Source organism: Helicobacter pullorum, assembly GCF_900638355.1.
Classification (GTDB): domain Bacteria; phylum Campylobacterota; class Campylobacteria; order Campylobacterales; family Helicobacteraceae; genus Helicobacter_D; species Helicobacter_D pullorum.
The window spans coordinates 269,439-294,199 of record NZ_LR134509.1 but is presented as its reverse complement, the minus strand read 5'-3'; the positions used below and the strand labels follow the sequence as shown (position 1 = coordinate 294,199).

Below are 24,761 nucleotides of genomic sequence, written 5' to 3'. Positions count from 1 at the left end.
AATGGAATTCCTAGCTTATCTCACTGAAGGCAATGTAACTAATTTTTTATTATTGCTTTTACGTTTTGCTGGGATTGTAGCTTTTTTTCCTTTTTTTGAAAATCAACTCATCAACACTCAAATCAAAGGGATTTTTATCTTTTGGCTAACTATCCTTTTTATCCCTCTTGTAACTACTCTACCTCCCACCAATATGACAATTTTAGAATTTATCATTGCGGGTATTACAGAAATTATGCTAGGCTTCCTTGCCTCATTTGCATTGCAAATTGTATTTGGAATGATTTCATTTGGAGGCGAATTAATCTCTTTTGCAATGGGCTTAACCATAGCAAATGCCTATGATCCAGTAACAGGTGCGCAAAAACCAATTGTTGGGCAATTGCTCTCTCTTTTAGCATTAATGATTGTTCTTGCCCTAGATTATCACCATTTGTTTTTATATTTTGTAGCTGATAGCATTAAAGAAATCCCACTAGGAGGATTTATTTACTCCAACAATTACATTCTTTACACCATTAAAGCTTTTTCAAATTTGTTTCTTATTGGCTTAACAATGTCTTTCCCTATTATTGCACTTATTTTGCTATCTGATATTATCTTTGGTATGATTATGAAAGCTCATCCGCAATTCAACCTACTTGCCATTGGATTCCCTGTAAAAATCGCTGTTGCCTTTGCGGTTTTAATTGTCATCATTCCTGCAATCATTATCCATTTCAAACGCGAATTTTTAAACGCAATAGACGCTCTTACAATCCTATTCCAATAGAAAACTCTCCCCCATTGAAAGTTTTTTTGTGGTTTTTGCTCCTAGTTTTTTGAGAGATTCAAACCGACTAGCTAAGCTTCCTCTACCACTCAAAAGCTTAGAATCCAACTCATCACTTTGCTTACCTAATCGCTCAATAAGCCCCTTTAATCTTTCAAAATCTTCAGCAACACCCACAAACTTATCATAAAACTTACCAATTTCCTCAAAAGCTTTCATTACCTTTTCATCACTTTGGATATAAACCCAACTCACTTCAATTGTTTTTAATGCCATAAAAAGCGTTTGTGGCGTAGTAAGATAGACTTTTTTGCTATAAGCATATTGATAGATTCCACTATCCACACTCAAAGCCAAATCCAAAATATTTTGATAAGGAATAAAAAGCAAGACAAATTCATAAGTATGTGCTTCAAAATTTGCATAGGGCTTTTTTGCCAACTCATCAATGCGATTTTTTAAATTACGCACGATTTCTTGGCATACATTTTCATTCAATGATTCAAAACTAAAATTATTTGGCAAAGGAAACTTAGAATCTATAATAATACTTTTGTGCTTGTCCAAATACACCACCGCATCTGGGCGATACCCACTGCCTTCAAAATTGAAATGTTCTTGCAATTTATACTGCTCTCCAGCGACAAGCCCACTATGCTCCAATACATTTTTAAGCTGAATCTCCGCAAAATTCCCACGAATCTTCTTATCGCCTTTGAGAATCTGTGCAAGCTTATCAGCATTTTGCCCTATTGCTTGACTGTATGCAAACATATTTTTGATATTTGCTTCAAGCTTAATTTCATTTGCGACCAACTTATCTTTATACTCTTTCATACTTTCACGCACGGGATTAAAAACCGAGTCTAAGATTTTTTTAGAATCTTCTAGCAAATAGAGTTTATTTTGTTGAATCATATTTTGAGATTGAAGCTGCATAGATTTTTCAAATTCTTCTTTCAATATCACAAGATTCTGCGAGTATTTCTGTTCTAAAGATTCCAAAAGTGTAGCAGTGGATTCTAATTTGCTTTGAATCTTAGCCTTTTCTTGCAAGATAAAATGATAATCCTGTGTAATTTTAGTTAATTGTGAAGTCAGAATCTCTTTATCTTTTTGTGTCAAATCGAGCTGGGATTGCATTATTGCATTTTCACGCAAAGTTTGCTGATGGCATTTGCTAGTTTCTATGAGTTTTGCCTCTAAACTCTGTTTTGTGCTTTGTGCGGTGTCTATTTGAACGACAAGAGAATCTCTCTCCTTGCGTAATGCAATATTCTGCACTACAAACCACACCGCCACAACTGCTATTACAAATAAAAAAACACTAATACTTACAAGCAAATAACTCATATCTTAATTATTTACTAGCCTTGAGCTCTTTTAATACATTATGTAATTCTTCTTTGGTTTCTTGATGATTTTTATAAATAACAAATTTTACTTTATCTTTCATATTTTCATAAAATAAAGGTGTTGGTTTTTCATAACAACCAAATCTCCAATCAAAACGGCTATCAATCACCATAATTGTTGGGATTCCAAGCAGCATTCCCAAATGCCCCGGCGAACTATCAATCCCAACCAAATAATCAATATCTGCCAACGCATCATAGGTATCCAACCAACTTTGAAAGTTTTTGCCTCTATTTTCAATCTTTTTAGGCAATCCATCTGCCCCAAACTGCAAAGAAACAATCTTATAATCCAAGCCTTCAAACGCTTCTAAAAATAATTCCACAGGAAAATTCCTTGAGGTTTTTTCACGATGAGTAAATTCTGAATACCAATAGAATCCTATGGTTTTTTTTGCATTCTTCTTTGCAGTCTTAGCAAGAGGAACAATCGGGCTTTTCAATGCATTAATAGTTTCCAAAGAATCCACTTGATAGAAAAAAGGCAAAGAGCAAATAGGTAGCGCATAATCAAAGTTTTTTGGCAACGCATTAAGGACTTTAAGTTTGGCAAAAATCGTATCTCCATCGGCTCTTAACTGCTTAAGACAATATCTAAAAAATGGATACATTGCACTTTGAGGCAAAAACAATACTTCCTCCGCACTCTCACAAACTCTTTCTAAAAGGCGACAATACATCAAAGTATCCCCAAAACCTTGTTCGCAATACACAAAAATCTTCTTGCCTTCAAAGCATTTTTGATCTTGCTTAAAAGCGTCAAAAGCTTGCTGATAAAGATTAGGAGCAAAAGTTTCTGAAGCAGCATAAAACAAACGATTCTCATACAACTCTACACCAGCTTGCCAATTCTCTTTAATATCCCCCAAACGCATCAAAAGATATGCCAAGTCAAATTTATAAGTTGGGTGTGGATTGATACTAATTGCATTCTCATAAGCTTGTCTAGCATCTTCATAACGCCCTTGACATTCAAGCGTGTAAGCGAAATTTCTCCAAAACTCTGCATTTTGGCTATTTGGAATCTGCAACATTTCATAGTATTTAATAGCCTCTTGATCTTGTCTAGTCAAGAAAAAGAGTTTTGCTATTTTCAAATCCAACGCAGTGTTTAAGAAATTTCTAATAGCCTGAATTTCTGGATTAATCTGTTCTGGCAATTTTGCATTCGTTGTTTTATCCAATCTCTCTTGCAAAGGCTTTTTATACTCTGGAATATCATCTAAGGAAGCTAGATTCTCTTTAGAATCTCCATTATTAGGATTTTCTTCTAATTGTTTGATGATTTCTAAAAGCTTATTATGGCATTCTATGCAAGTTTGGAGTGCTTTTTGGGGATTTGCTTGCATATAAAGACTACTCACCTCATTCCACAAATCCAAATCTTTTGGTGTTTGTTGCAACAAAAGCACATACGCTTGATAAGCATTATCCAACATTCCTTCCAAACGATACACGCTAGCAAGTTCCCTTAAACACTGCCACTGGAGAGGATTGTTCTGCAATTTAACAAGATTCTCTAATATAGAACGAGATTCTTGAAAACGCCCTACTTCTTTAGCTGCCATTGCCAAATTAAACGCTAGATAGAAAGAATTTGTCCTTCCCTCATAAGCTCTGCGGCAATAGTCATAACAACGCGCATCTTTAAGCTTCAAACTAGAAATAGATGCCAACTCGATAGCTTGAGGATCAAATGCATTTTGCCTTAAAATGTTCTCACAAATCATTAAACTTTCTCTATAAGCTCCATTTGCAAAACAACATTTTGCATAATCAATCATTTTTTCTCCTTCAACATATTTATTGCAATTTTACATTAATTAACTTAAAATTTTTCATTTTATTTCCAAAAAATAAAGCCAAAAATAGAAATACAAAAAATAAGCCATTGTATAAACGCCAAATCTAAGGAAAATCTATGCAAAAAACTACAACTTTCAAAGGAATCCAAAAATTAAATCTCATTCTTATCTTAGCCTTTATGTCTAGTCTAGCCCCACTTTCTACTGATATGTATTTACCCGCATTAGGCGAAGTTCAAGCTTCTTTTGCTACAAACTCTTTTTATACGCAACTTTCATTGGCAAGTTTTTTTGTTGCTTTTGCATTAGGGCAACTTATCTATGGACCTTTAAGTGATGTCTATGGTCGCAAAAAGCCGCTTTATATTGGTATTTTTATTTTTATTCTATCTAGTCTAGGCTGTATTAGTTTTGATTCTATTTATGCTTTTATATTCTTTAGATTTTTAGAAGCCCTTGGAGGATGTGCTGGAATCGTGATAGCAAGAGCAATTGTTAATGATAATTTTGAACTAAAAGAAGCCGCTAGCGTATTTGCACTTATGATGGTAGTCTCATCTCTTGCACCGATGCTATCACCGGGAATTGGAAGTATTTTACTAGATTATTTTTCATGGAAAAGCATTTTTGCTATACTCTTTGGACTTGGTATTATTTTGCTTATTTATATCTTTTTTGGCTTACAGGGTATTCAAGAAAATACCACTACTCAAAATTTCAATTGCCGGGCAATTCTCAATAATTATAAAAAAATTCTAAAAGATAGACGCTTTAGAATCTATATTTTTGCATCTGGTTTTGCTATGATGACGATGTTTGCTTACATTACAGGTTCTTCTTATGTTTTTAGAGAATATTATGGCTTGAGTGAAAAATCCTATGGCATTCTCTTTGGCATTAATGCACTAAGTTTTATGATTTTTGCAAATATTAATGCAAGATTAGTTCGACACTATTCGCCTTATTTTGTATTGCCCTATTCTTTTTTGACAATGCTAGCAATTGCGATTTTGCTTATTTTTGTAGGCTTTTTAGATTTAGGATTCTTGGCATTTGAGATTTTATTATTTTTGATGATTGGAATGCTTGGTTTTATTATCCCAAATACCACTACTTTAGCAATGGCTCGCTTCAAACAAAACTCAGGAAGTGCTTCAGCTCTATTAGGCTCAATACAATTTGCACTTGCAGGTGGAATCTCATTTGCTATCAGTGCATTAGAGGCTAATAGCCCATTACCTTTGGCTCTCCTCATCTCACTCTGCCTACTCATTGCTTGTGGAATCTATTTTTCTCTCAATGCAAGAGAAATACAAAGATATAAAAACAAATTTAAATTTTTCTCTTAACCCCCTTCCCCATTAACATATATCATTACATACATACTTATCCAATTACTTACCTGCCTGCTTATTTGTACAATTACTTCATTGCTTACTTATCCACTTATCTCCATAATTACAATCATTGCTTGCACGCTTAATTAACTCTTACTTATCCATATATCTACATACTTACTTGCTTAAAGAATTAATCATCTGATTACTTGCATACCCATTTACTCACTTGCATAATATTTGCCTACACATCTATTTATCTACATATTATATCCATATCTACTTATTGACCTATTAACTATTTACTTATATTTATTGAAGATTTTATCAATAAATCCACAGCTTGATTGTCTAATTATTTATTCACTTAACTCTCTAATTATTGATATATTTACTTTCATATACAATCACTTATCTACTTACTAAATTATCTAATTCTAATTACTTATCTACTAAATTACACCACTAACTACCAAACTCATTCATTATAACCGCTTACTAAATTACTAAATTACTAAATTACTAAATTACTAAATTACTAAATTACTAAATTACTAAATTACTAAATTACTAAATTACTAAATTACTAAATTACTAAATTACTAAATTACTAAATTACTAAATTACTAAATTACTAAATTACTAAATGATTGAATACAATATCTTACCCATCAAATTTACCTCCACTAGGTAAAGCATTATTTGCAATATCAGCAGCAACTAAGTTTTGAGACAACAACACACTAGTGATGATAGAAATACCAATTTTGCTAATGGTTTTGGGCTGAATCTTAGAATCTTTTTGTAAAGATTGCAGTTTGGATTTTTTGGTGATTTTAGAATCTTTAGCAATCTTAAAATCTTTTTGTAAATTAAAATCAAGATTGGATTCTTTAATTTTGGATTCTTGAATCTTATTTAGATTCTTTGCAAGTTCTTTAGGATTTGAGTTTTTAAGAGTATTGAGAGTATTTAAAGAGTTAATTAAAGGCTTATTTGCCCCCCCCCCCCCATACTATAACAGAATTAGGATTGTTTGACATTTTGGCTCCTTTATAAGATATTTAAATTTACAAACAAAGAAAAACATTTTTAAAAGAAATTTTAAAAGAGATTCTTTGATTTATAAATTCATAAAAGATATTATACTACTAAATTTAGATAAAGTTGATAAAATAAAAATAAAATAATTGCAATAAAGAGATAGGGTAGTTTTATAAAATATTTAATCTCAATATCAAACAAGAATAAGCAATTAGAAAGATTAGAGTAAATATAAATATTAAGAGCAATTTTGAAAGATATACCCATTGTTCTTTTTACACTCTCATCTCCGCACCGTCCTACTTTACCACATCTGAAAGTTGCAGTATCATCAGCGAAGAAGAGCTTAACTTCTAGGTTCGGAATGGAGCTAGGTGGAACCTCTTCTCTATTAGCACGAAGATGACAATGTAAAAAACCTATAATCTGTTTCCTATATTCATTTAAAAGATAAAATAAACATTTAAATCCTATTCTTCTAAATCTCTATAAGAAATAACTATCACTTTGTTTCACTAAGATTAACTTTAGAGTGTATTTACACTCATTAAGGCAGTGGCTTTAAAGTCTTTATATTAAGCCAAACGGTCTATTAGTAGTAGTCAGCTAAACATATTACTATGCTTACACCCCTACCCTATCAAGCAGGTAGTCTTCCTGCGACCTTCAGGGAAAGTTCATCTTGGAGTTGGCTTCACGCTTAGATGCTTTCAGCGTTTATCACATCCATACGTAGCTACGCTGCGATGCCCATAGCAGGACAACAGCTACACCAGTGGTATGTCCATCCCGGTCCTCTCGTACTAGGGACAGATCTCCTCAACTTTCCTACGCCCACGGCAGATAGGGACCGAACTGTCTCACGACGTTCTGAACCCAGCTCGCGTACCGCTTTAAATGGCGAACAGCCATACCCTTGGGACCTGCTCCAGCCCCAGGATGCGATGAGCCGACATCGAGGTGCCAAACCTCCCCGTCGATGTGAGCTCTTGGGGGAGATCAGCCTGTTATCCCCGGGGTACCTTTTATCCTTTGAGCGATGACCCTTCCACACAGAATCACCGGATCACTATGACCGACTTTCGTCTCTGCTTGACTTGTTTGTCTTACAGTCAGGCTGGCTTATGCCATTACACTCTACAAATGATTTCCAACCATTTTGAGCCAACCTTTGCAAGCCTCCGTTACTTTTTAGGAGGCGACCGCCCCAGTCAAACTACCCACCAGGCATTGTCCTACTTGAGGATAACTCAAGCTAGTTAGCAGACAGAAACATTAAGGGTGGTATCTCAACGGTGGCTCCATCTCTACCAGAGTAAAGATTTCATAGCCTCCCACCTATGCTGCGCATAATGCTCCCATCGGCAGTGCCAAGCTGTAGTAAAGGTCCACGGGGTCTTTCCGTCTTGCCGCGGGTAGGAGGAATTTTCACCTCCACTACAATTTCACTGAATCACTCTTTGAGACAGCTCCCATCTCGTTACGCCATTCATGCAGGTCGGTATTTAACCGACAAGGAATTTCGCTACCTTAGGACCGTTATAGTTACGGCCGCCGTTTACTCGGGCTTCAATTCAAAGCTTCACATTGCTGCTGACTAATCCTCTTAACCTTCGAGCACCGGGCAGGCGTCACACCTTATACTTCCTCTTACGAGTTGGCAAAGTGCTGTGTTTTTGGTAAACAGTCGGGAGGGACTCTTTGCTGAGACCTAATTGCTTAGGCACACCTTATCGCGAACTTACGGTGTTAGTTTGCAGAGTTCCTTAAAGAGAGTTCTTTCACGCGCCTTAGAATACTCATCTCATCTACCTGTGTCGGTTTGCGGTACGGGCAACATTAGCTAAACTTAGAAGCTTTTCTTGGCACGACGATCTTAACAATTCCCCTATCCATCCGAAGACTTCAAAGGGCCTGTTGGGTTTGGGATACGGGAGCGGATTTGCCAATCTCCTAACTTGCACCCTTCGGCTAGCATTTCTATCGGCTAACTTGTCTTGACCCTATGCGTCCCTCCATCGCACACTAATGTTGGTATTGGAATATTAACCAATTTTCCATCGACTACCCCTTTCGGACTTGTCTTAGGACCCGACTAACCCTACGATGACGAGCATAGCGTAGGAAACCTTAGATTTACGGCGAAGTGGATTCTCACCACTTTTATCGCTACTCATTCCTGCATGCTCACTTCACACCGCTCCACCACTCCTTACCGGTATGGCTTCAACGCTGATGTGAACGCTCTTCTACCACTGTGCATCAGCACAATCTACAACTTCGGTGTCTATCTTAGCCCCGTTATATTTTCAGCGCAAAATCACTAGACCAGTGAGCTGTTACGCTATCTTTAAAGGATGGCTGCTTCTAAGCCAACCTCCTGGTTGTCTAAGTAACTTCACATCTTTTTCCACTTAGAATAGAACTTTGGGACCTTAGTTGGTAGTCTGGGTTGTTCCCCTTTAGACGATTGATTTTATCACCCACCGCCTGACTCCCAAGATACGGTAATAGGTATTCGTAGTTTGACAGGGGTTGGTACCGCGGTGAGCAGCCCTAGCCCAATCAGAGCTCTACCCCCTATTACTATCACTTGAGGCTATACCTAAATATATTTCGAAGAGAACCAGCTATCACTGAGTTTGATTGGCCTTTCACCCCTATCCACAGCTCATCCCAACCCGTTTCAATGGGTACGAGTTCAGTCCTCCGGTGGGTGTTACCCCACTTTCAACTTGGCCATGGATAGATCACTCAGCTTCGGGTCTGCAGCATCTGACTTAATCGCCCTTTCAGACTCGCTTTCGCTACGGCTTCACATTAGTTTAACCTTGCCAGATACCACAACTCGCAGGATCATTATGCAAAAGGCAGTCCATCACCCTGATAAATCATAGGGCTCTGAATGATTGTAGGCAAATGGTTTCAGGTTCTATTTCACTCCGCTCACTGCGGTTCTTTTCACCTTTCCCTCACGGTACTGGTTCGCTATCGGTGTAGTAGTAGTATTTAGGGTTGGAGGGTGGTCCCCCCAGCTTCAGCCCGGATTTCACGTGTCCTGACCTACTCTGGATCCTGCTACCTAGCAATACTCTTTCATATACGGGACTATCACCCTCTATGGCTATCCTTTCCAGAATGTTCTATTAAAGTATTGCAGTGGATGTTGCAGTCCTCAACCCCAGATGCAAGCATCTGGTTTGCCCTGTTCCCCTTTCGCTCGCCGCTACTAAGAGAATCTCGTTTGATTTCTTTTCCTCTAGTTACTGAGATGTTTCACTTCACTAGGTTCGCTCCATTTAAGGTAATATGTATTGCTACATATTGGGTTGCCCCATTCGGAAATCTAGGGATCAAAGCTTCTTGACAGCTCCCCCTAGCTTATCGCAGTCTAGTACGTCCTTCATCGCCTCTACTACCCAAGGCATCCACCATTTGCCCTTCACAAGCTTAACTGACTTTATATTCTAACGCCACTGCCTTAATGAATGTAATATACAATTACAAACTTTAAGGCAAATCTTTAGTTATTATTTGCGTGATTGTAGTTATTTACTTATTATAGGCTTGAACAATGAGTTGTTAAATAACATAGACTTTTTAAAGTCTAATGTGAATTTTAAAACCAAATAAAACTCACATTAGACTTTTATATTGGTGGAGAATAGCGGGATCGAACCGCTGACCTCCTGCGTGCAAAGCAGGCGCTCTCCCAGCTGAGCTAATTCCCCAACAATGGTGGGCTTAGGAGGACTTGAACCTCCGACCTCACCCTTATCAGGGGTGCGCTCTAACCACCTGAGCTATAAGCCCCTCTTTTTAACAAAGATTTTTGCACTTAAAGCTAGAAATAATCTCTGAAAACTAAGCAGGAAAGAATTACATTCAACTAAATAAATGAATATTTAGTTATTTCTCTTGAAAGGAGGTGATCCAACCGCAGGTTCACCTACGGTTACCTTGTTACGACTTCACCCCAGTCGCTGCATCCGCCGTGGGCGGTAACTAGTTTAGTATTCCGACTTAAGGCGAATACAACTCCCATGGTGCGACGGGCGGTGAGTACAAGACCCGGGAACGTATTCACCGCAACATGGCTGATTTGCGATTACTAGCGATTCCAGCTTCATGTAGTCGAGTTGCAGACTACAATCCGAACTGAGAGATGTTTTAGAGATTGGCTCCACTTCGCAGTATTGCTTCTCTTTGTACACCCCATTGTAGCACGTGTGTAGCCCTAGGCGTAAGGGCCATGATGACTTGACGTCATCCTCACCTTCCTCCTCCTTACGAAGGCAGTCTCCTTAGAGTGCTCAGCCGAACTGCTAGCAACTAAGGACGAGGGTTGCGCTCGTTGCGGGACTTAACCCAACATCTCACGACACGAGCTGACGACAGCCGTGCAGCACCTGTTTTCAAGCTCTGGCAAGCCAGCACTCCGCTATCTCTAGCAGATTCTATCAATGTCAAGCCTAGGTAAGGTTCTTCGCGTATCTTCGAATTAAACCACATGCTCCACCGCTTGTGCGGGTCCCCGTCTATTCCTTTGAGTTTTAATCTTGCGACCGTACTCCCCAGGCGGAATGCTTAATGCGTTAGCTGCATTACTGCAAGGACAAGCCTCACAACAACTAGCATTCATCGTTTAGGGCGTGGACTACCAGGGTATCTAATCCTGTTTGCTCCCCACGCTTTCGCGCATCAGCGTCAGTAATGTTCCAGCAGGTCGCCTTCGCAATGAGTATTCCTCTTGATCTCTACGGATTTTACCCCTACACCAAGAATTCCACCTACCTCTCCCATACTCTAGAGTAGTAGTTTCAAATGCAGTTCTATGGTTAAGCCATAGGATTTCACATCTGACTTACTACCCCGCCTACGCGCTCTTTACGCCCAGTGATTCCGAGTAACGCTTGCACCCTCCGTATTACCGCGGCTGCTGGCACGGAGTTAGCCGGTGCTTATTCGTTAGATACCGTCATTATCTTCTCTAACAAAAGGAGTTTACAATCCGAAAACCTTCATCCTCCACGCGGCGTTGCTGCTTCAGGGTTTCCCCCATTGAGCAATATTCCCTACTGCTGCCTCCCGTAGGAGTCTGGACCGTGTCTCAGTTCCAGTGTGTCCGATCACCCTCTCAGGCCGGATACCCGTCATAGCCTTGGTGAGCCATTACCTCACCAACAAGCTGATAGGACATAGGCTGATCCTTTAGCGAAAAACTTTCCCCCGTAGGGAGTATCTAGTATTAATCACCGTTTCCAGTGGCTATCCCAGACTAAAGGGCACATAACCTATGCATTACTCACCCGTGCGCCACTAATCCACTTCTAGCAAGCTAAAAGCTTCATCGTTCGACTTGCATGTATTAGGCACGCCGCCAGCGTTCACTCTGAGCCAGGATCAAACTCTCCATAAAAATAATATAGGATTAGTTTGTCCTAAAATCTCAAAATCTCTGTTTATAGATTTGTGGTTTTAAATAAAAACTACAAAGTAATAAATGAGTTTATGTTGTATCTTAATTGATTTTAGAAATAAAAAGATTTTTAGTAATTCTTTTTACTCCTGCTTAGTTGTCAAAGATCATTTTAACTTTAAATATCCAACAAGTTTATCAAATGTATTGAAAAATATCTTTCAAATACTATGAATTGGCTCATTACTATTTATGAGTTAAAGAACATCTTTTCAACATTTTTACAATAAACTAAAATTTAACACTTCTTAATTAAAGGGTTAAAACATTAAGTTGTATTGCTTGATTAGAGGGTTGCTCTAACAAAAAATGCAAAAAAGGAAATGGAATTATATCAGCTAAAGCTTAAGGGAAGTTGAAATTATTTTATCTTAGTTAAATTTATCAAAAAAAAAAAGGGGGGGGGGGATTCTACTTCAAGCCATTCATAAAGGATCACTAGATTATCACGCCATTTGCTTACTAGCTTTTCTTGCTTTTTGCAAATCTTTAGATGATGACAAAGTCAAAATTTATCTTACTGAATTGTCTTTGCTTTTTCTATAAAAGGCTTTAAATCATAATTTTTAATCTTATCTTCCATTACTTTGAGATAAGAATCTATATTACTTAGAATCCAAAATATGCTTCCCTTGCTTAATAGAATCTAAATGTAAAGAATTCATATCTACATTATAATGCGCAAAGTCCTTGTAATTAGCAACATCATCTGCATAATCTAAAGTATCAAAACCATAAATTTTAGCATTAGGGTATTTTTCTAACTCTTGGACAAACCATTTGAGGTTTAATGCCCTATTATAGAAAGCTTTGTTGTCAAAATCACCACTCCCTATACGATAGCCCAATCTCGAATAAGTTGGCACAATAAAATAAAATTTCGTTTTAGGATTTTCTGCTACAAAGTCTAACACATAAGTTTGGATATAGTTTCTTTGTTTTTCCAAATCAAAATTATCTTTTTTGACAACAAAAGGGGTATCTTTGATATTTTTTAACATTGCAATTGTTTCTTTTTTGCCATATTTCAGCCATTTTTCAAACCCGCCAAACAATTGTTTAACATCTTCATAATCAAACCATTTTAATAATTCCTCCAATTCTTTCTTGCCAACACACTTTTTCTTCTCACTCCAAGCTAATGCACACAAAATAAATCTATCATTCAAATAAACTTTAAAATCATCTAAAGGATTCCCATCATATAAATAATCAAATCTGCTTGAATCTTTTATAGAGTCAATTGTAAAACTCTCCAAAGAATAAATAATTTTTTGAGGCTTCTTGTGCTTAAATAAATATTCTAAAATCACCGCCCTTTCATTATAAGCACTACCCCACAAAGAAAGATTCACCCACTTCCCACCTAGTTTCTCCCCAGCTTCCTTAGCTGAAGTATTCTCAAGCATTGAAGTTCCAAGAATCACCGAATTAAAATCATAATTCCAAATAATCCCTCTTGCAGCTAATCGCATATCGCCAAAAAAGGTTGTCTCTCTAAAAATAGGCTTATGGAAAAGTTGCAATGGGTCATAAAGCCACAAGATTCCAAATAAAACTACCACTACAGGAAGTGGAATCAAACAAACCCCAAATATAAATTGTTTGGGGCTTAGCTTCTTCTTTAAAAAATTATTTAAGCCATTCTGGATTCTCATATACACTCCCCACTTGCTTTTTAAAAATTAAAATAGATAAACTCCACATAAGGAGTAACCGCCATTGTAAATAAGGCAATATATAAACACAATGCCGCAATAATCATATTTTTAAAATCAAGTCTGAATGTCTCTAGCTTTTGAACACTATTATGGCAAACTAGCACCACAATAAATGCAACAACTATGAACAACAACACATCTTCTTTGCCACTAATCCTTTTAAGAAGACTCGGCATTCTCCAAGCCTTCTCTGGCAATTCCACCCAAACAACTCCAAACATTCCCTTAAGTAAGTTTATTGCTCCACTTAGATTCTCACTTCTAAAGAAAATCCAGCTTAGATTCACAAAATTAAAAGTCAAAAACCAACAAAATATCTTATAAATCCGACTTTCCCTAAATCTCCATTGCTCCACAAATCCACTATAAACTCTATGAATCACCATAGCAGCCCCATGCAAACTGCCCCAAATTATAAATCCAAAGCCCGCTCCATGCCAGATTCCACTCAAAAAAGCCACGACAAAAAGATTCCGCAAAGTCAGCCATTTGCCCAAACGATTCCCACCCAAAGGAATATAAAGATAATCCCTCAAAAATCGCCCCAAAGTAATATGCCATCGCCTCCAAAAATCCGCTATATTCAAAGCTTTGTAAGGGGAATTGAAATTAATAGGCAGCATTATCCCAAAGAGCAATCCAAGTCCTATTGCCATATCACAATATCCACTAAAATCAAAGTAGAGTTGGAAAGTATAAGAAAGGGAAGTTGCCCAAGATTCAAAGAAATTCAGAATCTTCCCACTCTCCACAATACTAAAGCCATTATTTGCCCATTTTGCAAAAGAATCAGCTACATAAACCTTCTTAAAAAGCCCAATGGAAAAAATAAACATTCCTTTTGCAATCATCACCGAATCAATTAATTTTTGATTTTCATTAGCTTTGAATTGTGGCATCATTTCTTTGTGATGCACGATAGGTCCGGCGATTAATTGCGGGAAAAAGGTAATAAACAAACAATAATCCACAAAATCAATTTCTCGCGATTCTTCTTGTAAATCCGCAACATCAATCTTTTTATAACAATCTACCAAAAAAGCAATTTGCTGAAAAGTAAAAAAAGAAATCGCCAAAGGCAGAACAATATGTGGAAGTGGAATCTCAAAATCCAAATTCAAAACTTGAGAGAGAAGATTGAAATTTTCTAAGAAAAAATCTGTGTATTTAAAAAAGCCTAAAAGCCCGAGGTTAAAAACAATACCGCTAGTTAGGTAATATTTAGCCCCCCCCCCCCCGCTACTTTTTAAAATCACTTTTGCAATCACATAATTTACAACTATAGAACCCATCAATATAGGCAAATAAAGCACATTCCAAAAAGCATAGAAAAATAAACTACCAAGCACCAAAAAAACATTCGCACCTCTGTGGAGATTAAAATATCTCAATCCATAAAATCCCACAAGCATAACAGGCAAAAAAGCAAAAATAAAAATATATGAGCTAAAAATCATAATTAAGTTATTCCATTACAAGCAAAAAATTAAGCCAAAATTATAACACTTTTAAAACGACAAATCAAAAAATAATTTGCACTTAGCACGGCTTTATGCTAAAATATAATATTGTTGTGGATACATTTTTAGGAACTCTTAAAATACAAATCTTAGACAAAATAAATAATCAATTCATTATTTTGGATATATTATGCTATTAAAACTCAAAAATTTTATACACACTGAAGCTTTTGGTGGAATTTTGCTTATTATTTGCACAGCACTTGCTTTGTTTGTGCAAAATGGTCCTTATGCGATACATTATAGGGATTTTCTAAATCTCAATATGGGCTTTAATATAGGCAACTTTGAACTTAGTAAGCCATTTTTGCTATGGGTTAATGATGGATTGATTTCAATCTTTTTCTTTGCCATTGGGTTAGAACTCAAAAAAGAGTTTGTTTATGGCGATTTTAAGAATCCCAAAAATATTACTTTGCCTTTTGTGGCTGCATTGGGTGGGATTATCATTCCTGCAGCAATTTTCTCCTTGATAAATTTTGGGGATTCTTACACACTCAAAGGCTGGGCTATCCCTACTGCCACTGATACTGCTTTTGCATTAGCCATTTTGATGATGTGCGGGAAGCATATTCCAAGCTCTCTTAAAATCTTCCTTCTTTCCTTAGCAATTTTTGATGATGTTGGTGCAATTTTAATCATTGCTCTTTTTTATACTAATGAACTTTCTTTAGCCGCTTTGATTGTATCAAGCATAGCAATTTTCATGATGCTATTACTCAATTTATTTAATATTACTAGAAAGTCTTTTTATTTTATTTGTGCTGTAATTTTGTGGATTAGCGTCCTAAAAAGTGGAGTTCATGCTACTTTAGCGGGCATTATTTCAGCATTCTTTATCCCTATGCAAACCAAAAATGGAGAGCCTTTTTTAAAAGAAATTGATGAAAGTCTAAAATTTTGGCTTACCTTTGTTATTTTACCCTTATTTGCCTTTGCAAATGCTGGTGTTAATCTCTCTAAAATCACTCCAGAATTGCTTTTTTCTGGTGTAAGCATTGGTATTTTTTTGGGGCTTTTTGTAGGCAAACAAATTGGTGTCTTTTTATTTGCATACCTAGCCATCAAAGCAAAACTTGCCTCTCTTCCACAAGGGGCGACTTTTAGGCAACTTTATGGGGTTTGCATATTGACAGGCATAGGTTTCACAATGAGTTTATTTATTGATGGTTTAGCCTATGAAGTAAGCGATATTTTTAGCTATGCTGATAATCTCTCTATCCTTATTGCTTCTTTGTGTTCGGGTATTTTTGGCTTTATCTTTTTGCGATTTTTTGCAAAAACCAAACCTATTCCCAATCCCCAAAGCTAAGAGGTTCTCCTCTTTTTAAAGCTTTTTTGGCTTTTTTACCTATCACTTGATATTTCATTTTGGGAGGGATTCCATATCCGGGACGAATGGAGCGAATTTGATTTTCTTTAATCCTCTCCCCTTTTGCAATATCTTCTACCACAAAAAGTGATCGCATAAACACTCTACCCTCTTTTGATTTTTGGCTTAACTCATAAGATTCTACTCCCAGCAATTCCTCAACCTCTCTAACTGCCTTTGCCATTGTAGAAAATTCTTGTGGTTCTATGCTAAAAGCACTATCAGGACCGCCTAACCTTTTATCCAAAATAAAATGCTTCTCAATCACCTTTGCTCCAAGACTTGCAGCGACAATCGAGGCGGTGATTCCTAGTGTGTGGTCAGATAATCCAACTTTCACCCCAAAATCTTTCTGCATTTTAGGTATTAAAGATAAATTTGCTTCATTTAATGGAGCAGGATAAGAGCTGGTGCATTGCAACAAAGTAATATCTTTTACTTCTTTTTTGCATACATCAAGCGCCTCTTTTATCTCTTCTTTTGTCGCTATTCCTTTGGATAATATAATTGGCTTTTTGGTTTTTGCCATATATTCAATCAACTCTAAATCCACAATCTCAAAAGAAGCAACCTTATAAATTGGATTCTCTAGCTCTTCCAAAAAATCCACACCTTCTTTGCTAAATGGGCTTGAAAAGCAAATGATTCCCAACTCTTTAGCGTATTCAAAAAGATCTTTATGCCACTCCCATGGCGTCATTGCTTCTTGATAAAGCTGATAGAAATTCTTCCCTTCCCACAAAGTCCCTTGAATCTGAAAATATTTTGAATTGCAATTTAATGTCAAACATTCTGGCGTATAAGTTTGCAGTTTAACCGCATCTGCACCACTCTCTTTAGCAGCTTTGATTGTTTTTAGAGCAATATCCTTGCTTTGATGGTGATTGGCAGAAAGCTCTGCTACTAAAAAAATTCGATTCTTTTGCATTTTAATTTTCCATTTAAAAATTTTTGTTAAGATTATAGCCAAAAAAATATCAAGATAGGTTGCCTAATGAAAAAAGCTATTTTTATGTGCAGTTGCATTTTGTTTCTTTGTGGTTGTGATGAATTAGCCCAAAAAGGCACACAAACTTTCCAAAATGCACTAGAAGATTCTGGACTTAAAGACACATTAATAGAACATGGCAAAAAACTAGATGCTTTTTTAGATAGCAACAAAACACAAGAATTTATTGAAAAACAAAATCAAATTTTACAAGAAAGCATAGATGAATTCAAAAGCACTTTGGAGAGCAACACCACAAAAGAACTTCTCCAAAAACAAATGGAAAATCTCAATGAAATGCTTGGAGGGGAATCAAAAAGTCAAGATTCCAACCAAACCACATTTGATTTATAATTACATATCCTCTTCTTTTAGCATAGCACGCGATTCTTCACGCACCCTATCCATACCGATATAAAATTCTTTCATCATTGACAAAAATAAATATTTACCTTGAGTGGTTGGATAATAATCGCCCTCTTTTTTGTAAATATTCCCCGTTATTTTTAAAAACATCAACTCTTTCCACAAATCCCATTCTAAATTTGAATCATACTTCTCTTTAAAAATCTTAGCACTTGCTTTGCCTCCAAAAAGCTCCACCATTAAGCGATATTGAAGCTGTGCTTTTTTGGAATATTTCCTCTCCCTTGCAACTCCCATATTTCCACTATTGATTTTATGTGCATATTCTTTGAGCGAAAAGGTATTGACATACAAAGTCCCATTTAAAAAACTAAAAGACCCCGATCCAATCCCCACATACTCATCATTATCCACCACATATTCATCAAAAATTGCACTCCCTTTGTGAGAAAATGCCCAACTCGACAAAGAAGAAAAATCATCCTTCAAAGTTTCCAAGATTTGCTCATATAATTGTGCTTCATTTTGAAGGCTAACTTCCCCTATAGAACGCTTTAAAATACTCTTTACAGAAGGCGAAGACATTAATGGATATAGAGTAACTTGCTCAGGCTTTAAAGCCTTGATAATCTCTAAATCTTTAGCCAACATTTCTTGCGTTTGATTAGGAAAATTAAAAATCAAATCAATATTTAAAATCGGCAAAACTCCGATTGCTTTTTGCAGCTTTTTAATCACCTCTTCACCACTGCCAAATTTATCATATCGCCCCACTTTCTTCAATATTCCATCATCAAAACTTTGCACCCCTACAGATAATCTATCAATCCTGCCTTTAAACATTTCTAATTCTTCTAAATGGATATGATTAGGATCTGATTCACAAGAGACTTCTTTAATATCAAAAAGGCTTTTAGCCAAATCCAAAGTTTTGCACAATTCCTCTGGCATAATCGAAGTCGTCCCACCCCCAACATAAATAGCATTAAAATCATATCCCAACTCTTTTACCATTAGCATTTCTTTACGCAGGGATTCAAAATATGCTTTTGCTTTGTCCTCTTGGAATAAAAAACGATTAAACGAGCAATAAGTGCATAATGTCATACAAAATGGCACATGAATATACAAAAGATAAGATTTTTCTTTGACCTTTTTAGGATTAGGTGGGGGTAGTTTTGTCAAATGAGATGGTTTTAAGCTCAAATATCTATTAGTTGCATAACGCATAATAGAATTAACAACTTTGGTTGAAAAATTTTGCTGTATCATTTACTTCTATCTTTACATTAATATTTTTTTGCGAAAAAGAATTGTAGAGATTCTTTTTTAAGATTAGATTAATTTGCAAGGAAATTTCAAGCACCAAAGGCACTTGAAATTAAGCCATAATGTCAAGCTTAGAGCTTGGCTGACTTTGTGAGACTGGTGTAGATTGTGCGGGAGCTTGGGAAGTTTGCATTGTTGCTTGTGCGTTTTGCATACCATTAATGATTGAACTCATTAATACTTCTTCTGTTTCCATTGCTTTTTTAAGAACATTCAAATTTCCACTTACTGCCACAGAACTACTATTGATTCCTGAAACCATAACAGACTCCTTTCTGTTTTTTAATTCCTTTGAAATTCTTGAAATTTAAATCTACAAAAATTAAAGAATTTCGTAATTTTATATCGACCTATTTTATAGATACTTTAATTATAAAATATTTATCGGTATTTTTTTAGATAAATATTATATTAATTAGTATAGAATTATGGAAACTTTAAACCAAAAAAGGAAGATTGTTATGAAATTTCTAAAATACTTGGGAATCTTTTTAGTCCTTATTATTGCCATTGTTGTTGGTATTGCAATGTGGTTATTCTCTGCAAGCGGAAATGAATTTCTCAAAAACAAAATCACAGAAATTGCTAATCAACAAGCGCCTATTGGATTAGAATTCACGCATTTTAAGCTTAATTCTAATTCGTATGCCTTTAGCATTACTGACAAACAAAAATCACAAATTGCTATTGGGGGAGAATATTCTCTCTTTACTCTCAATACTCAAGCAAAGATCAACGCCATTATTAAAGATTTAGCCCCTTATGAAAAGCTCATTGGAATTAAACTCAATGGAGGCATAAGTTTAAATGGAAATGTTGTTAAAGATTCAAATATCCTTACAGCCAAAGCCGATATTAATGCCTTTAATAGCGATATTTATGCTGATATAACATTACAAAACTTCAATCCAAAAAGACTTTTTATCTCTAGTAAAGAAGGCATTAATATCTCATCACTTCTTACTTTTTTAAATCAACCTCAATATGCTAGCGGGAAACTCCTACTCAATGCGGATTTAGATATTTCCAACCTATCCTCACCCACAGGGGGCTTCCAAATTGCCTCTAGTGCCATTTTGCCAAACATTGCCCTTTTGAAAAATGATTATGAAATCACTCTCCCAACAGACCCCATTAAACTTGCCATTAATGGAGAAGCCAAACAAGAAAATATCCTAGCAACAATCGCTGCAAATTCTAGCTATCTTAATCTTGATTCACAAAACCTCTCCATTAGCCTAAAAGATTATGCAACTAATGGGGATTTAAAACTTATGCTATCTAATATTAGCGCAAGTGGCTTTGAGCTAAAAAGTCCGGTAAATGCAAATCTCAACCTAAAATCCAGCTCCATTGCAAATCAAGAAGCCACCCTTGCATTAAACATTATCACCAACCCCATTTTAGCACATTTAGAGATTCCAAACTATACACCCACAAATGCCACACTCAATGCGAAAGATTTGGATTTAAAAGAGCTTCTAAACTTTGCTTCACTTCCCTATGAAGCCAAAGGCGCAATTAACCTCGATGCAAAAGTTAGCAAAATCAATCTTACTAACCTTAGCTATACATTAAATGCAAATCTACAAAGCAATATTGAATCCCTTGTGTTTAACAATCTAAACCTCGCAAACAACAATGCCCTCAATGCAAATATCAAAGGCGATTCTAAAAAATTAGAAGTTTTAGCAAAAAGTGATTTATTTGATTCTAATCTTAGTGCTGATGCAACCCTAGAAAACTATTCCCCACAAACCATCACACTAGATTTACAAAATCTCAATCTCCAAAAACTAGCAAAACTCTTTAATTATGATGCAAAGGGATTTTTAAGCGCAAAAGCTAATCTCAAAGATTTTAAAGATTCTAACTTCAATGGAAATTTCAATCTTTACTCACAAGATATTACAATTGCCAAAAACACCCTTAATGCCCTAAGTGGTATGAACTTCAAAAAAGATATTACTTTAAGCTTAAATGGCGATGGTCGCTTCAATAATGGCACTGGCAATGCCGAAGTTAAAATCAACGGACAAGACATTAATATAGAAATCACCAATGGAAAAGCCAACCTCAAAGACAATGCTTATAGTGCTGATTTTTTCATCAATACTCCAAATATTGCAAATATTAACCCACTTACTATGAATCTCCAAGGTGCTTTGACACTTAAAGGCAAAGCTGGCTTTGAAAACAACCTACCTTCTTTATACTTGCAAAATCAAGATTTTGGTAATTTAGTGGTAGATTTCAAAAATGAAAACTTCAAACTTTTAGGTGAAAATATTGATGTGAAGAAAATTGCAAATTTCACCGGCAATGGCAAAATTATCAAAGGCGGCATTATCAATGCTAATGCAGACTTGACTATCAAAGGATTAGACGCACCAACTATTATCAAAAATCTAAATGGTCCATTTACACTAAGTGGAAGCAATATTGAAATTTATAGTATTGATATTGATGGACTAGCAAAAAACTTCGAAAAGAGCAATCAAATTAGTCTTCTTGATGTTGGTGCATTTGTGCTTGCAGGACCTCTTGGAATTGCAGCAACCAAAGGTAGCAATGTCGGCATGCTTGGATTAAATACTCTTGTAGATACTAAAACTGCTATCAAACAACTAGAAGTAAGAGTGGATGTAAAAAATGGAGTTGCAAAAGCAAGCGATGTAGCATTTGCCACACAAAAAACTAGAATTGCAGCTATTGGGGCTATCAACCTCAACAATAATGCCTTTGAAAATTTCTCCATAGGAATCCTTGATGAACAAAATTGTGCAAAATTCTCTCAAGCTATCAAAGGCACTCTTACAAATCCAAAAATCGAAGTTACCCAAACTGCAATTTCAACTGCTGTCAATCTTGCCACTTCTCTCTTTGGAAAACTCCAAAAAGGTGCTGAAAAAATCACTAACACCAAAAGCAAATGTGAGCCATTCTACAACGGAATTGTTAAGCAACCCTAAAAACATATTTTAAGATTCCATAATGGAATCTTAAAAGAAAAATAACCATAATTCCAAAAAACATTTATTGAATTATATATGGAGACTATTATGAAATTAATTTCGTGGAATGTTAATGGACTTAGAGCATGTATGAATAAAGGTTTTATGGATTTTTTTAACACAATTGATGCTGATGTATTTTGCATCCAAGAATCCAAAATGCAAAAAGAACAAGCCACTTTTGATTTTCCAAACTATGAGGAATATTGGAATAGCGCAGAGAAAAAGGGCTACTCTGGCGTGGCAATTTTTAGCAAGAAAAAACCGCTAAGCGTCGCCTATGATATGGGAATATCTCACCATGACAAAGAAGGTAGAATCATCACCGCTGAATACAGTGATTTCTTTTTGGTCAATGTTTATACACCAAACTCCAAAAGAGAGCTAGAGAGATTAGAATATCGAATGGAATGGGAAGATGATTTTAGAAATTTTCTTAAAAATCTTGAAGTGACAAAACCTGTAATTGTTTGCGGGGATTTAAATGTTGCCCACAAAGAAATTGACCTAAAAAACCCCAAAACAAATCGCAGAAATGCTGGTTTTACCGATGAAGAACGCGAAAAAATGAGCGTGCTTTTGGATTCTGGATTTACTGATACTTTTAGATATTTTCACCCAACATTAGAGGGGGCATATAGCTGGTGGAGCTATATGGGCAAGGCACGAGAAAACAACACTGGTTGGCGGATTGACTATTTTTTGTGCTCTAAAGCCCTTGATTCTAAATTAAAAAGTGCTAGCATTTATCCTGAAATTTTTGGGAGCGATCACTGCCCTGTGGGATTAGAAATCAATGCGCAATAAAATCGATTTTATCAATCAAACAGACTACAAGGCTAATCAAAATTTCTTAGAATTTTTGGAAAAAATCTTAGAAAAAATCCTAAGAGATTCTAATCTATGCAATAAACAATGTGAATTGTTACTCGTGGATAATCCGACTATCCAAGCCCTTAATTGCTCCCATAGGAACAAAGATATGCCAACTGATGTTCTATCCTTTCCTTTGGAATCTGAATTTTCTCTTTTGCTTGGAAGTATTGTAATTTCCTTAGATTTTGTAAAAAGTGCTAGTGTGAAACTTAATCATTCATTAGAAGATGAAATTGCTTTATTATTTATCCATGGGGCTTTGCATTTAATAGGATTTGACCATGAAATTGACAATGGAGAACACCGCACCAAAGAAGAAGAGATTATCACCTTTTTTAATCTTCCAAAAAGCCTTATAACAAGGAATTCATAACAATGTTAGGCAAAACACATTTGGCTTTTGGACTTGGTTTAACCTCTTGTGGAATCTATCTACTAGAAACATTCCATCAACCTCTACTTTCTCCACAAAATTTAGCGTTATTTTATGGTGCAGTAGGGATTGGGACATTACTGCCTGATATTGATGAGCCACAATCTATTATCGGCAAAAAAACAATGGGAATTTCTAACTTCATCAAATTTATTTTTGGGCATAGAGGTTTTACTCATAGTCTTTGTTTTGTGCTGTTTTTGGGTATTTTATTGTTTATACTCCATTCTTTAGGAATCTTGCCAATATTTCTAATTATGGGATTGATTCTAGGTTGCCTTTTGCATTTAGTTGGGGATATGATGACGCCAAGTGGCGTGCCTTTATTGATGCCATTTAACCTCAAAAACTACCATATCCTCCCTAAGCCACTTTGTTTTAAAACCGGTGGCATTTTTGATTATCTCATCGGCTTAATTGGAGCTTTTGTGTTTATCTATTGCTCCTGTGATGTGTTACAAGATTATTTCTGATATAATTTTGCATTACAATAAAGAAGGAAAAGTATGCTCAATAACTTAAAATCCATTGAAACAAATCGCCTTTATACTGCTTTTTTTATGCTTATTGCTATTATTTTGATAGTTATATTTCACAGCCCTTCTTTGCTTTGGAGTGTTTTAGGGATTGCCTATATCATCGCATTTTATGAATCCTATAAGCTCTATAACCAAAAGAATCCTTCTTGGATTTTTTTACTATTGTGTATGCTAATATGGATAAGCATTTTTACCCTACAATCTTTTAATGGTTTGTTGTTTGTATTGATTGTGCTTGCTTCTTATCAAGCCTATACCAACAAGGGTAAATTAGAACAAATAATGCCTTTCATCTATCCCACAATCCCTTTTATTATTTTGTATTTTATCTACTTAGAATACACAATCAATGCCATTGTATGGTTGCTTTTCATTGTTGCTCTAACAGATAGCTTTGCTTATTTTGGAGGCAAACTACTTGGCGGCAAACTCTTTAGCAATAGCACATTTTGCAAAACCTCTCCTAATAAAACAAAAGAAGGGGTTTTAATTGGAGTAATTTTTTCTGTCATCATTAGCGCGCTCATTGGACTTGGAGTATGCGATTTTCTTTCGTCTTTAATCATCAGCCTTTGTGCTAGTATCGCAAGTATCTTTGGAGATCTTTATGAAAGCTATCTTAAGCGTCAAGCAGGCGTTAAAGATAGTGGAAAATTATTTCCCGGACATGGCGGAATGCTAGATAGATTAGATGGGTATTTCTTTGGGGGCATTATTCTTTATATTTCACTCACATTGCTCCCAAGGTAAA

16 protein-coding genes, 2 tRNA genes and 3 rRNA genes are annotated in these 24,761 nt (G+C 35.9%); 9 read left to right on the top strand and 12 right to left on the bottom strand.

Going from position 1 to position 24,761, the window contains the following annotated elements:
* The first annotated feature begins 1 nt into the window (after window position 1).
* Window positions 2–772 carry a flagellar biosynthetic protein FliR gene (fliR, locus tag EL247_RS01435; RefSeq protein WP_054195835.1) on the top strand — a complete coding sequence of 257 codons (771 nt, stop codon included), beginning with the start codon at window positions 2–4 and terminating at the stop codon, window positions 770–772.
* On the opposite strand, the gene rmuC is transcribed toward fliR, so the two are convergent.
* Together rmuC and EL247_RS01425 are read right to left on the bottom strand one after the other, a co-directional pair.
* On the bottom strand, window positions 761–2,125 hold the full coding sequence (rmuC, locus tag EL247_RS01430) for a DNA recombination protein RmuC (RefSeq protein WP_172594043.1): 1,365 nt from the start codon (window positions 2,123–2,125) through the stop codon (window positions 761–763). The genes fliR and rmuC overlap by 12 nt on opposite strands.
* A 7-nt stretch (window positions 2,126–2,132) precedes the next feature.
* Complete coding sequence (locus tag EL247_RS01425) at window positions 2,133–3,971, bottom strand: tetratricopeptide repeat protein (RefSeq protein WP_065836707.1); 1,839 nt, start codon at window positions 3,969–3,971, stop codon at window positions 2,133–2,135.
* A gap of 137 nt (window positions 3,972–4,108) precedes the next feature.
* Between EL247_RS01425 and EL247_RS01420 the strand changes: the two genes are divergently transcribed.
* On the top strand, window positions 4,109–5,341 hold the full coding sequence (locus tag EL247_RS01420) for a multidrug effflux MFS transporter (protein WP_060661925.1): 1,233 nt from the start codon (window positions 4,109–4,111) through the stop codon (window positions 5,339–5,341).
* 1,318 nt (window positions 5,342–6,659) lie between these two features.
* Here the strand turns inward: EL247_RS01420 and rrf are convergent.
* The 7 genes from rrf to EL247_RS01385 all read right to left on the bottom strand — a co-directional run bounded on the left by rrf (window position 6,660) and on the right by EL247_RS01385 (window position 15,030).
* A 5S ribosomal RNA gene (gene rrf, locus EL247_RS01415) occupies window positions 6,660–6,775 on the bottom strand.
* Between the two features lie 169 nt (window positions 6,776–6,944).
* A 23S ribosomal RNA gene (locus tag EL247_RS01410) occupies window positions 6,945–9,829 on the bottom strand.
* 199 nt (window positions 9,830–10,028) lie between these two features.
* Window positions 10,029–10,104, bottom strand: a tRNA-Ala gene (locus tag EL247_RS01405).
* Window positions 10,105–10,109: 5 nt separating this feature from the next.
* Window positions 10,110–10,186, bottom strand: a tRNA-Ile gene (locus tag EL247_RS01400).
* Between the two features lie 108 nt (window positions 10,187–10,294).
* A 16S ribosomal RNA gene (locus EL247_RS01395) occupies window positions 10,295–11,792 on the bottom strand.
* The 16S, 23S and 5S rRNA genes sit together here with 2 tRNA genes alongside, the layout of an rRNA operon.
* 665 nt (window positions 11,793–12,457) lie before the next feature.
* Window positions 12,458–13,510: a hypothetical protein gene (locus EL247_RS01390; RefSeq protein WP_172594042.1), complete on the bottom strand. Its 1,053-nt coding sequence runs from the start codon at window positions 13,508–13,510 to the stop codon at window positions 12,458–12,460.
* 20 nt (window positions 13,511–13,530) lie between these two features.
* Window positions 13,531–15,030 carry an MBOAT family O-acyltransferase gene (locus EL247_RS01385; protein WP_126441927.1) on the bottom strand — a complete coding sequence of 500 codons (1,500 nt, stop codon included), beginning with the start codon at window positions 15,028–15,030 and terminating at the stop codon, window positions 13,531–13,533.
* Between the two features lie 193 nt (window positions 15,031–15,223).
* Here EL247_RS01385 and nhaA point away from each other — a divergent pair, with 193 nt between their 5' ends.
* Complete coding sequence (nhaA, locus tag EL247_RS01380; protein ID WP_005022250.1) at window positions 15,224–16,405, top strand: Na+/H+ antiporter NhaA; 1,182 nt, start codon at window positions 15,224–15,226, stop codon at window positions 16,403–16,405.
* Here nhaA and pseI read toward each other — a convergent pair.
* On the bottom strand, window positions 16,383–17,393 hold the full coding sequence (pseI, locus tag EL247_RS01375; RefSeq protein ID WP_104745502.1) for a pseudaminic acid synthase: 1,011 nt from the start codon (window positions 17,391–17,393) through the stop codon (window positions 16,383–16,385). The genes nhaA and pseI overlap by 23 nt on opposite strands.
* A 66-nt stretch (window positions 17,394–17,459) precedes the next feature.
* Between pseI and EL247_RS01370 the strand changes: the two genes are divergently transcribed.
* Window positions 17,460–17,807, top strand: a complete 348-nt coding sequence (locus EL247_RS01370; RefSeq protein WP_054195437.1) for a hypothetical protein — start codon at window positions 17,460–17,462, stop codon at window positions 17,805–17,807.
* Here EL247_RS01370 and EL247_RS01365 read toward each other — a convergent pair whose 3' ends face one another.
* Both EL247_RS01365 and EL247_RS01360 read right to left on the bottom strand, forming a co-directional pair.
* Window positions 17,808–19,091, bottom strand: a complete 1,284-nt coding sequence (locus EL247_RS01365) for a coproporphyrinogen III oxidase family protein (protein ID WP_104745501.1) — start codon at window positions 19,089–19,091, stop codon at window positions 17,808–17,810.
* A 109-nt stretch (window positions 19,092–19,200) separates the two neighbouring features.
* Window positions 19,201–19,410, bottom strand: coding sequence for a hypothetical protein (locus EL247_RS01360; RefSeq protein WP_104745500.1), 210 nt, complete (start codon window positions 19,408–19,410; stop codon window positions 19,201–19,203).
* Window positions 19,411–19,609: 199 nt separating this feature from the next.
* Here EL247_RS01360 and EL247_RS01355 point away from each other — a divergent pair, with 199 nt between their 5' ends.
* From EL247_RS01355 to EL247_RS01335, 5 genes are all read left to right on the top strand, one after another.
* Window positions 19,610–22,120 carry a translocation/assembly module TamB domain-containing protein gene (locus EL247_RS01355; protein WP_104745499.1) on the top strand — a complete coding sequence of 837 codons (2,511 nt, stop codon included), beginning with the start codon at window positions 19,610–19,612 and terminating at the stop codon, window positions 22,118–22,120.
* 90 nt (window positions 22,121–22,210) lie between these two features.
* Complete coding sequence (locus EL247_RS01350; protein WP_065827889.1) at window positions 22,211–22,969, top strand: exodeoxyribonuclease III; 759 nt, start codon at window positions 22,211–22,213, stop codon at window positions 22,967–22,969.
* Entirely contained in the window at window positions 22,959–23,411 is a 453-nt protein-coding gene (gene ybeY / locus EL247_RS01345) for an rRNA maturation RNase YbeY (RefSeq protein WP_104745498.1), read from the top strand. Before EL247_RS01350 ends, ybeY begins: the two co-directional genes overlap by 11 nt.
* A gap of 2 nt (window positions 23,412–23,413) precedes the next feature.
* Window positions 23,414–23,944, top strand: a complete 531-nt coding sequence (locus tag EL247_RS01340) for a metal-dependent hydrolase (protein WP_104745497.1) — start codon at window positions 23,414–23,416, stop codon at window positions 23,942–23,944.
* A gap of 33 nt (window positions 23,945–23,977) precedes the next feature.
* Window positions 23,978–24,760: a phosphatidate cytidylyltransferase gene (locus EL247_RS01335; RefSeq protein ID WP_005022236.1), complete on the top strand. Its 783-nt coding sequence runs from the start codon at window positions 23,978–23,980 to the stop codon at window positions 24,758–24,760.
* The last annotated feature ends 1 nt before the right edge of the window (window position 24,761 follow it).

Coding starts and splice junctions, on each gene's coding strand:
- fliR (WP_054195835.1), top strand. CDS start 2: ATGGAATTCCTAGCTTATCTCACTGAAGGCAATGTAACTAATTTTTTA.
- rmuC (WP_172594043.1), bottom strand. CDS start 2,125: ATGAGTTATTTGCTTGTAAGTATTAGTGTTTTTTTATTTGTAATAGCA.
- EL247_RS01425 (WP_065836707.1), bottom strand. CDS start 3,971: ATGATTGATTATGCAAAATGTTGTTTTGCAAATGGAGCTTATAGAGAA.
- EL247_RS01420 (WP_060661925.1), top strand. CDS start 4,109: ATGCAAAAAACTACAACTTTCAAAGGAATCCAAAAATTAAATCTCATT.
- EL247_RS01390 (WP_172594042.1), bottom strand. CDS start 13,510: ATGAGAATCCAGAATGGCTTAAATAATTTTTTAAAGAAGAAGCTAAGC.
- EL247_RS01385 (WP_126441927.1), bottom strand. CDS start 15,030: ATGATTTTTAGCTCATATATTTTTATTTTTGCTTTTTTGCCTGTTATG.
- nhaA (WP_005022250.1), top strand. CDS start 15,224: ATGCTATTAAAACTCAAAAATTTTATACACACTGAAGCTTTTGGTGGA.
- pseI (WP_104745502.1), bottom strand. CDS start 17,393: ATGCAAAAGAATCGAATTTTTTTAGTAGCAGAGCTTTCTGCCAATCAC.
- EL247_RS01370 (WP_054195437.1), top strand. CDS start 17,460: ATGAAAAAAGCTATTTTTATGTGCAGTTGCATTTTGTTTCTTTGTGGT.
- EL247_RS01365 (WP_104745501.1), bottom strand. CDS start 19,091: ATGATACAGCAAAATTTTTCAACCAAAGTTGTTAATTCTATTATGCGT.
- EL247_RS01360 (WP_104745500.1), bottom strand. CDS start 19,410: ATGGTTTCAGGAATCAATAGTAGTTCTGTGGCAGTAAGTGGAAATTTG.
- EL247_RS01355 (WP_104745499.1), top strand. CDS start 19,610: ATGAAATTTCTAAAATACTTGGGAATCTTTTTAGTCCTTATTATTGCC.
- EL247_RS01350 (WP_065827889.1), top strand. CDS start 22,211: ATGAAATTAATTTCGTGGAATGTTAATGGACTTAGAGCATGTATGAAT.
- ybeY (WP_104745498.1), top strand. CDS start 22,959: ATGCGCAATAAAATCGATTTTATCAATCAAACAGACTACAAGGCTAAT.
- EL247_RS01340 (WP_104745497.1), top strand. CDS start 23,414: ATGTTAGGCAAAACACATTTGGCTTTTGGACTTGGTTTAACCTCTTGT.
- EL247_RS01335 (WP_005022236.1), top strand. CDS start 23,978: ATGCTCAATAACTTAAAATCCATTGAAACAAATCGCCTTTATACTGCT.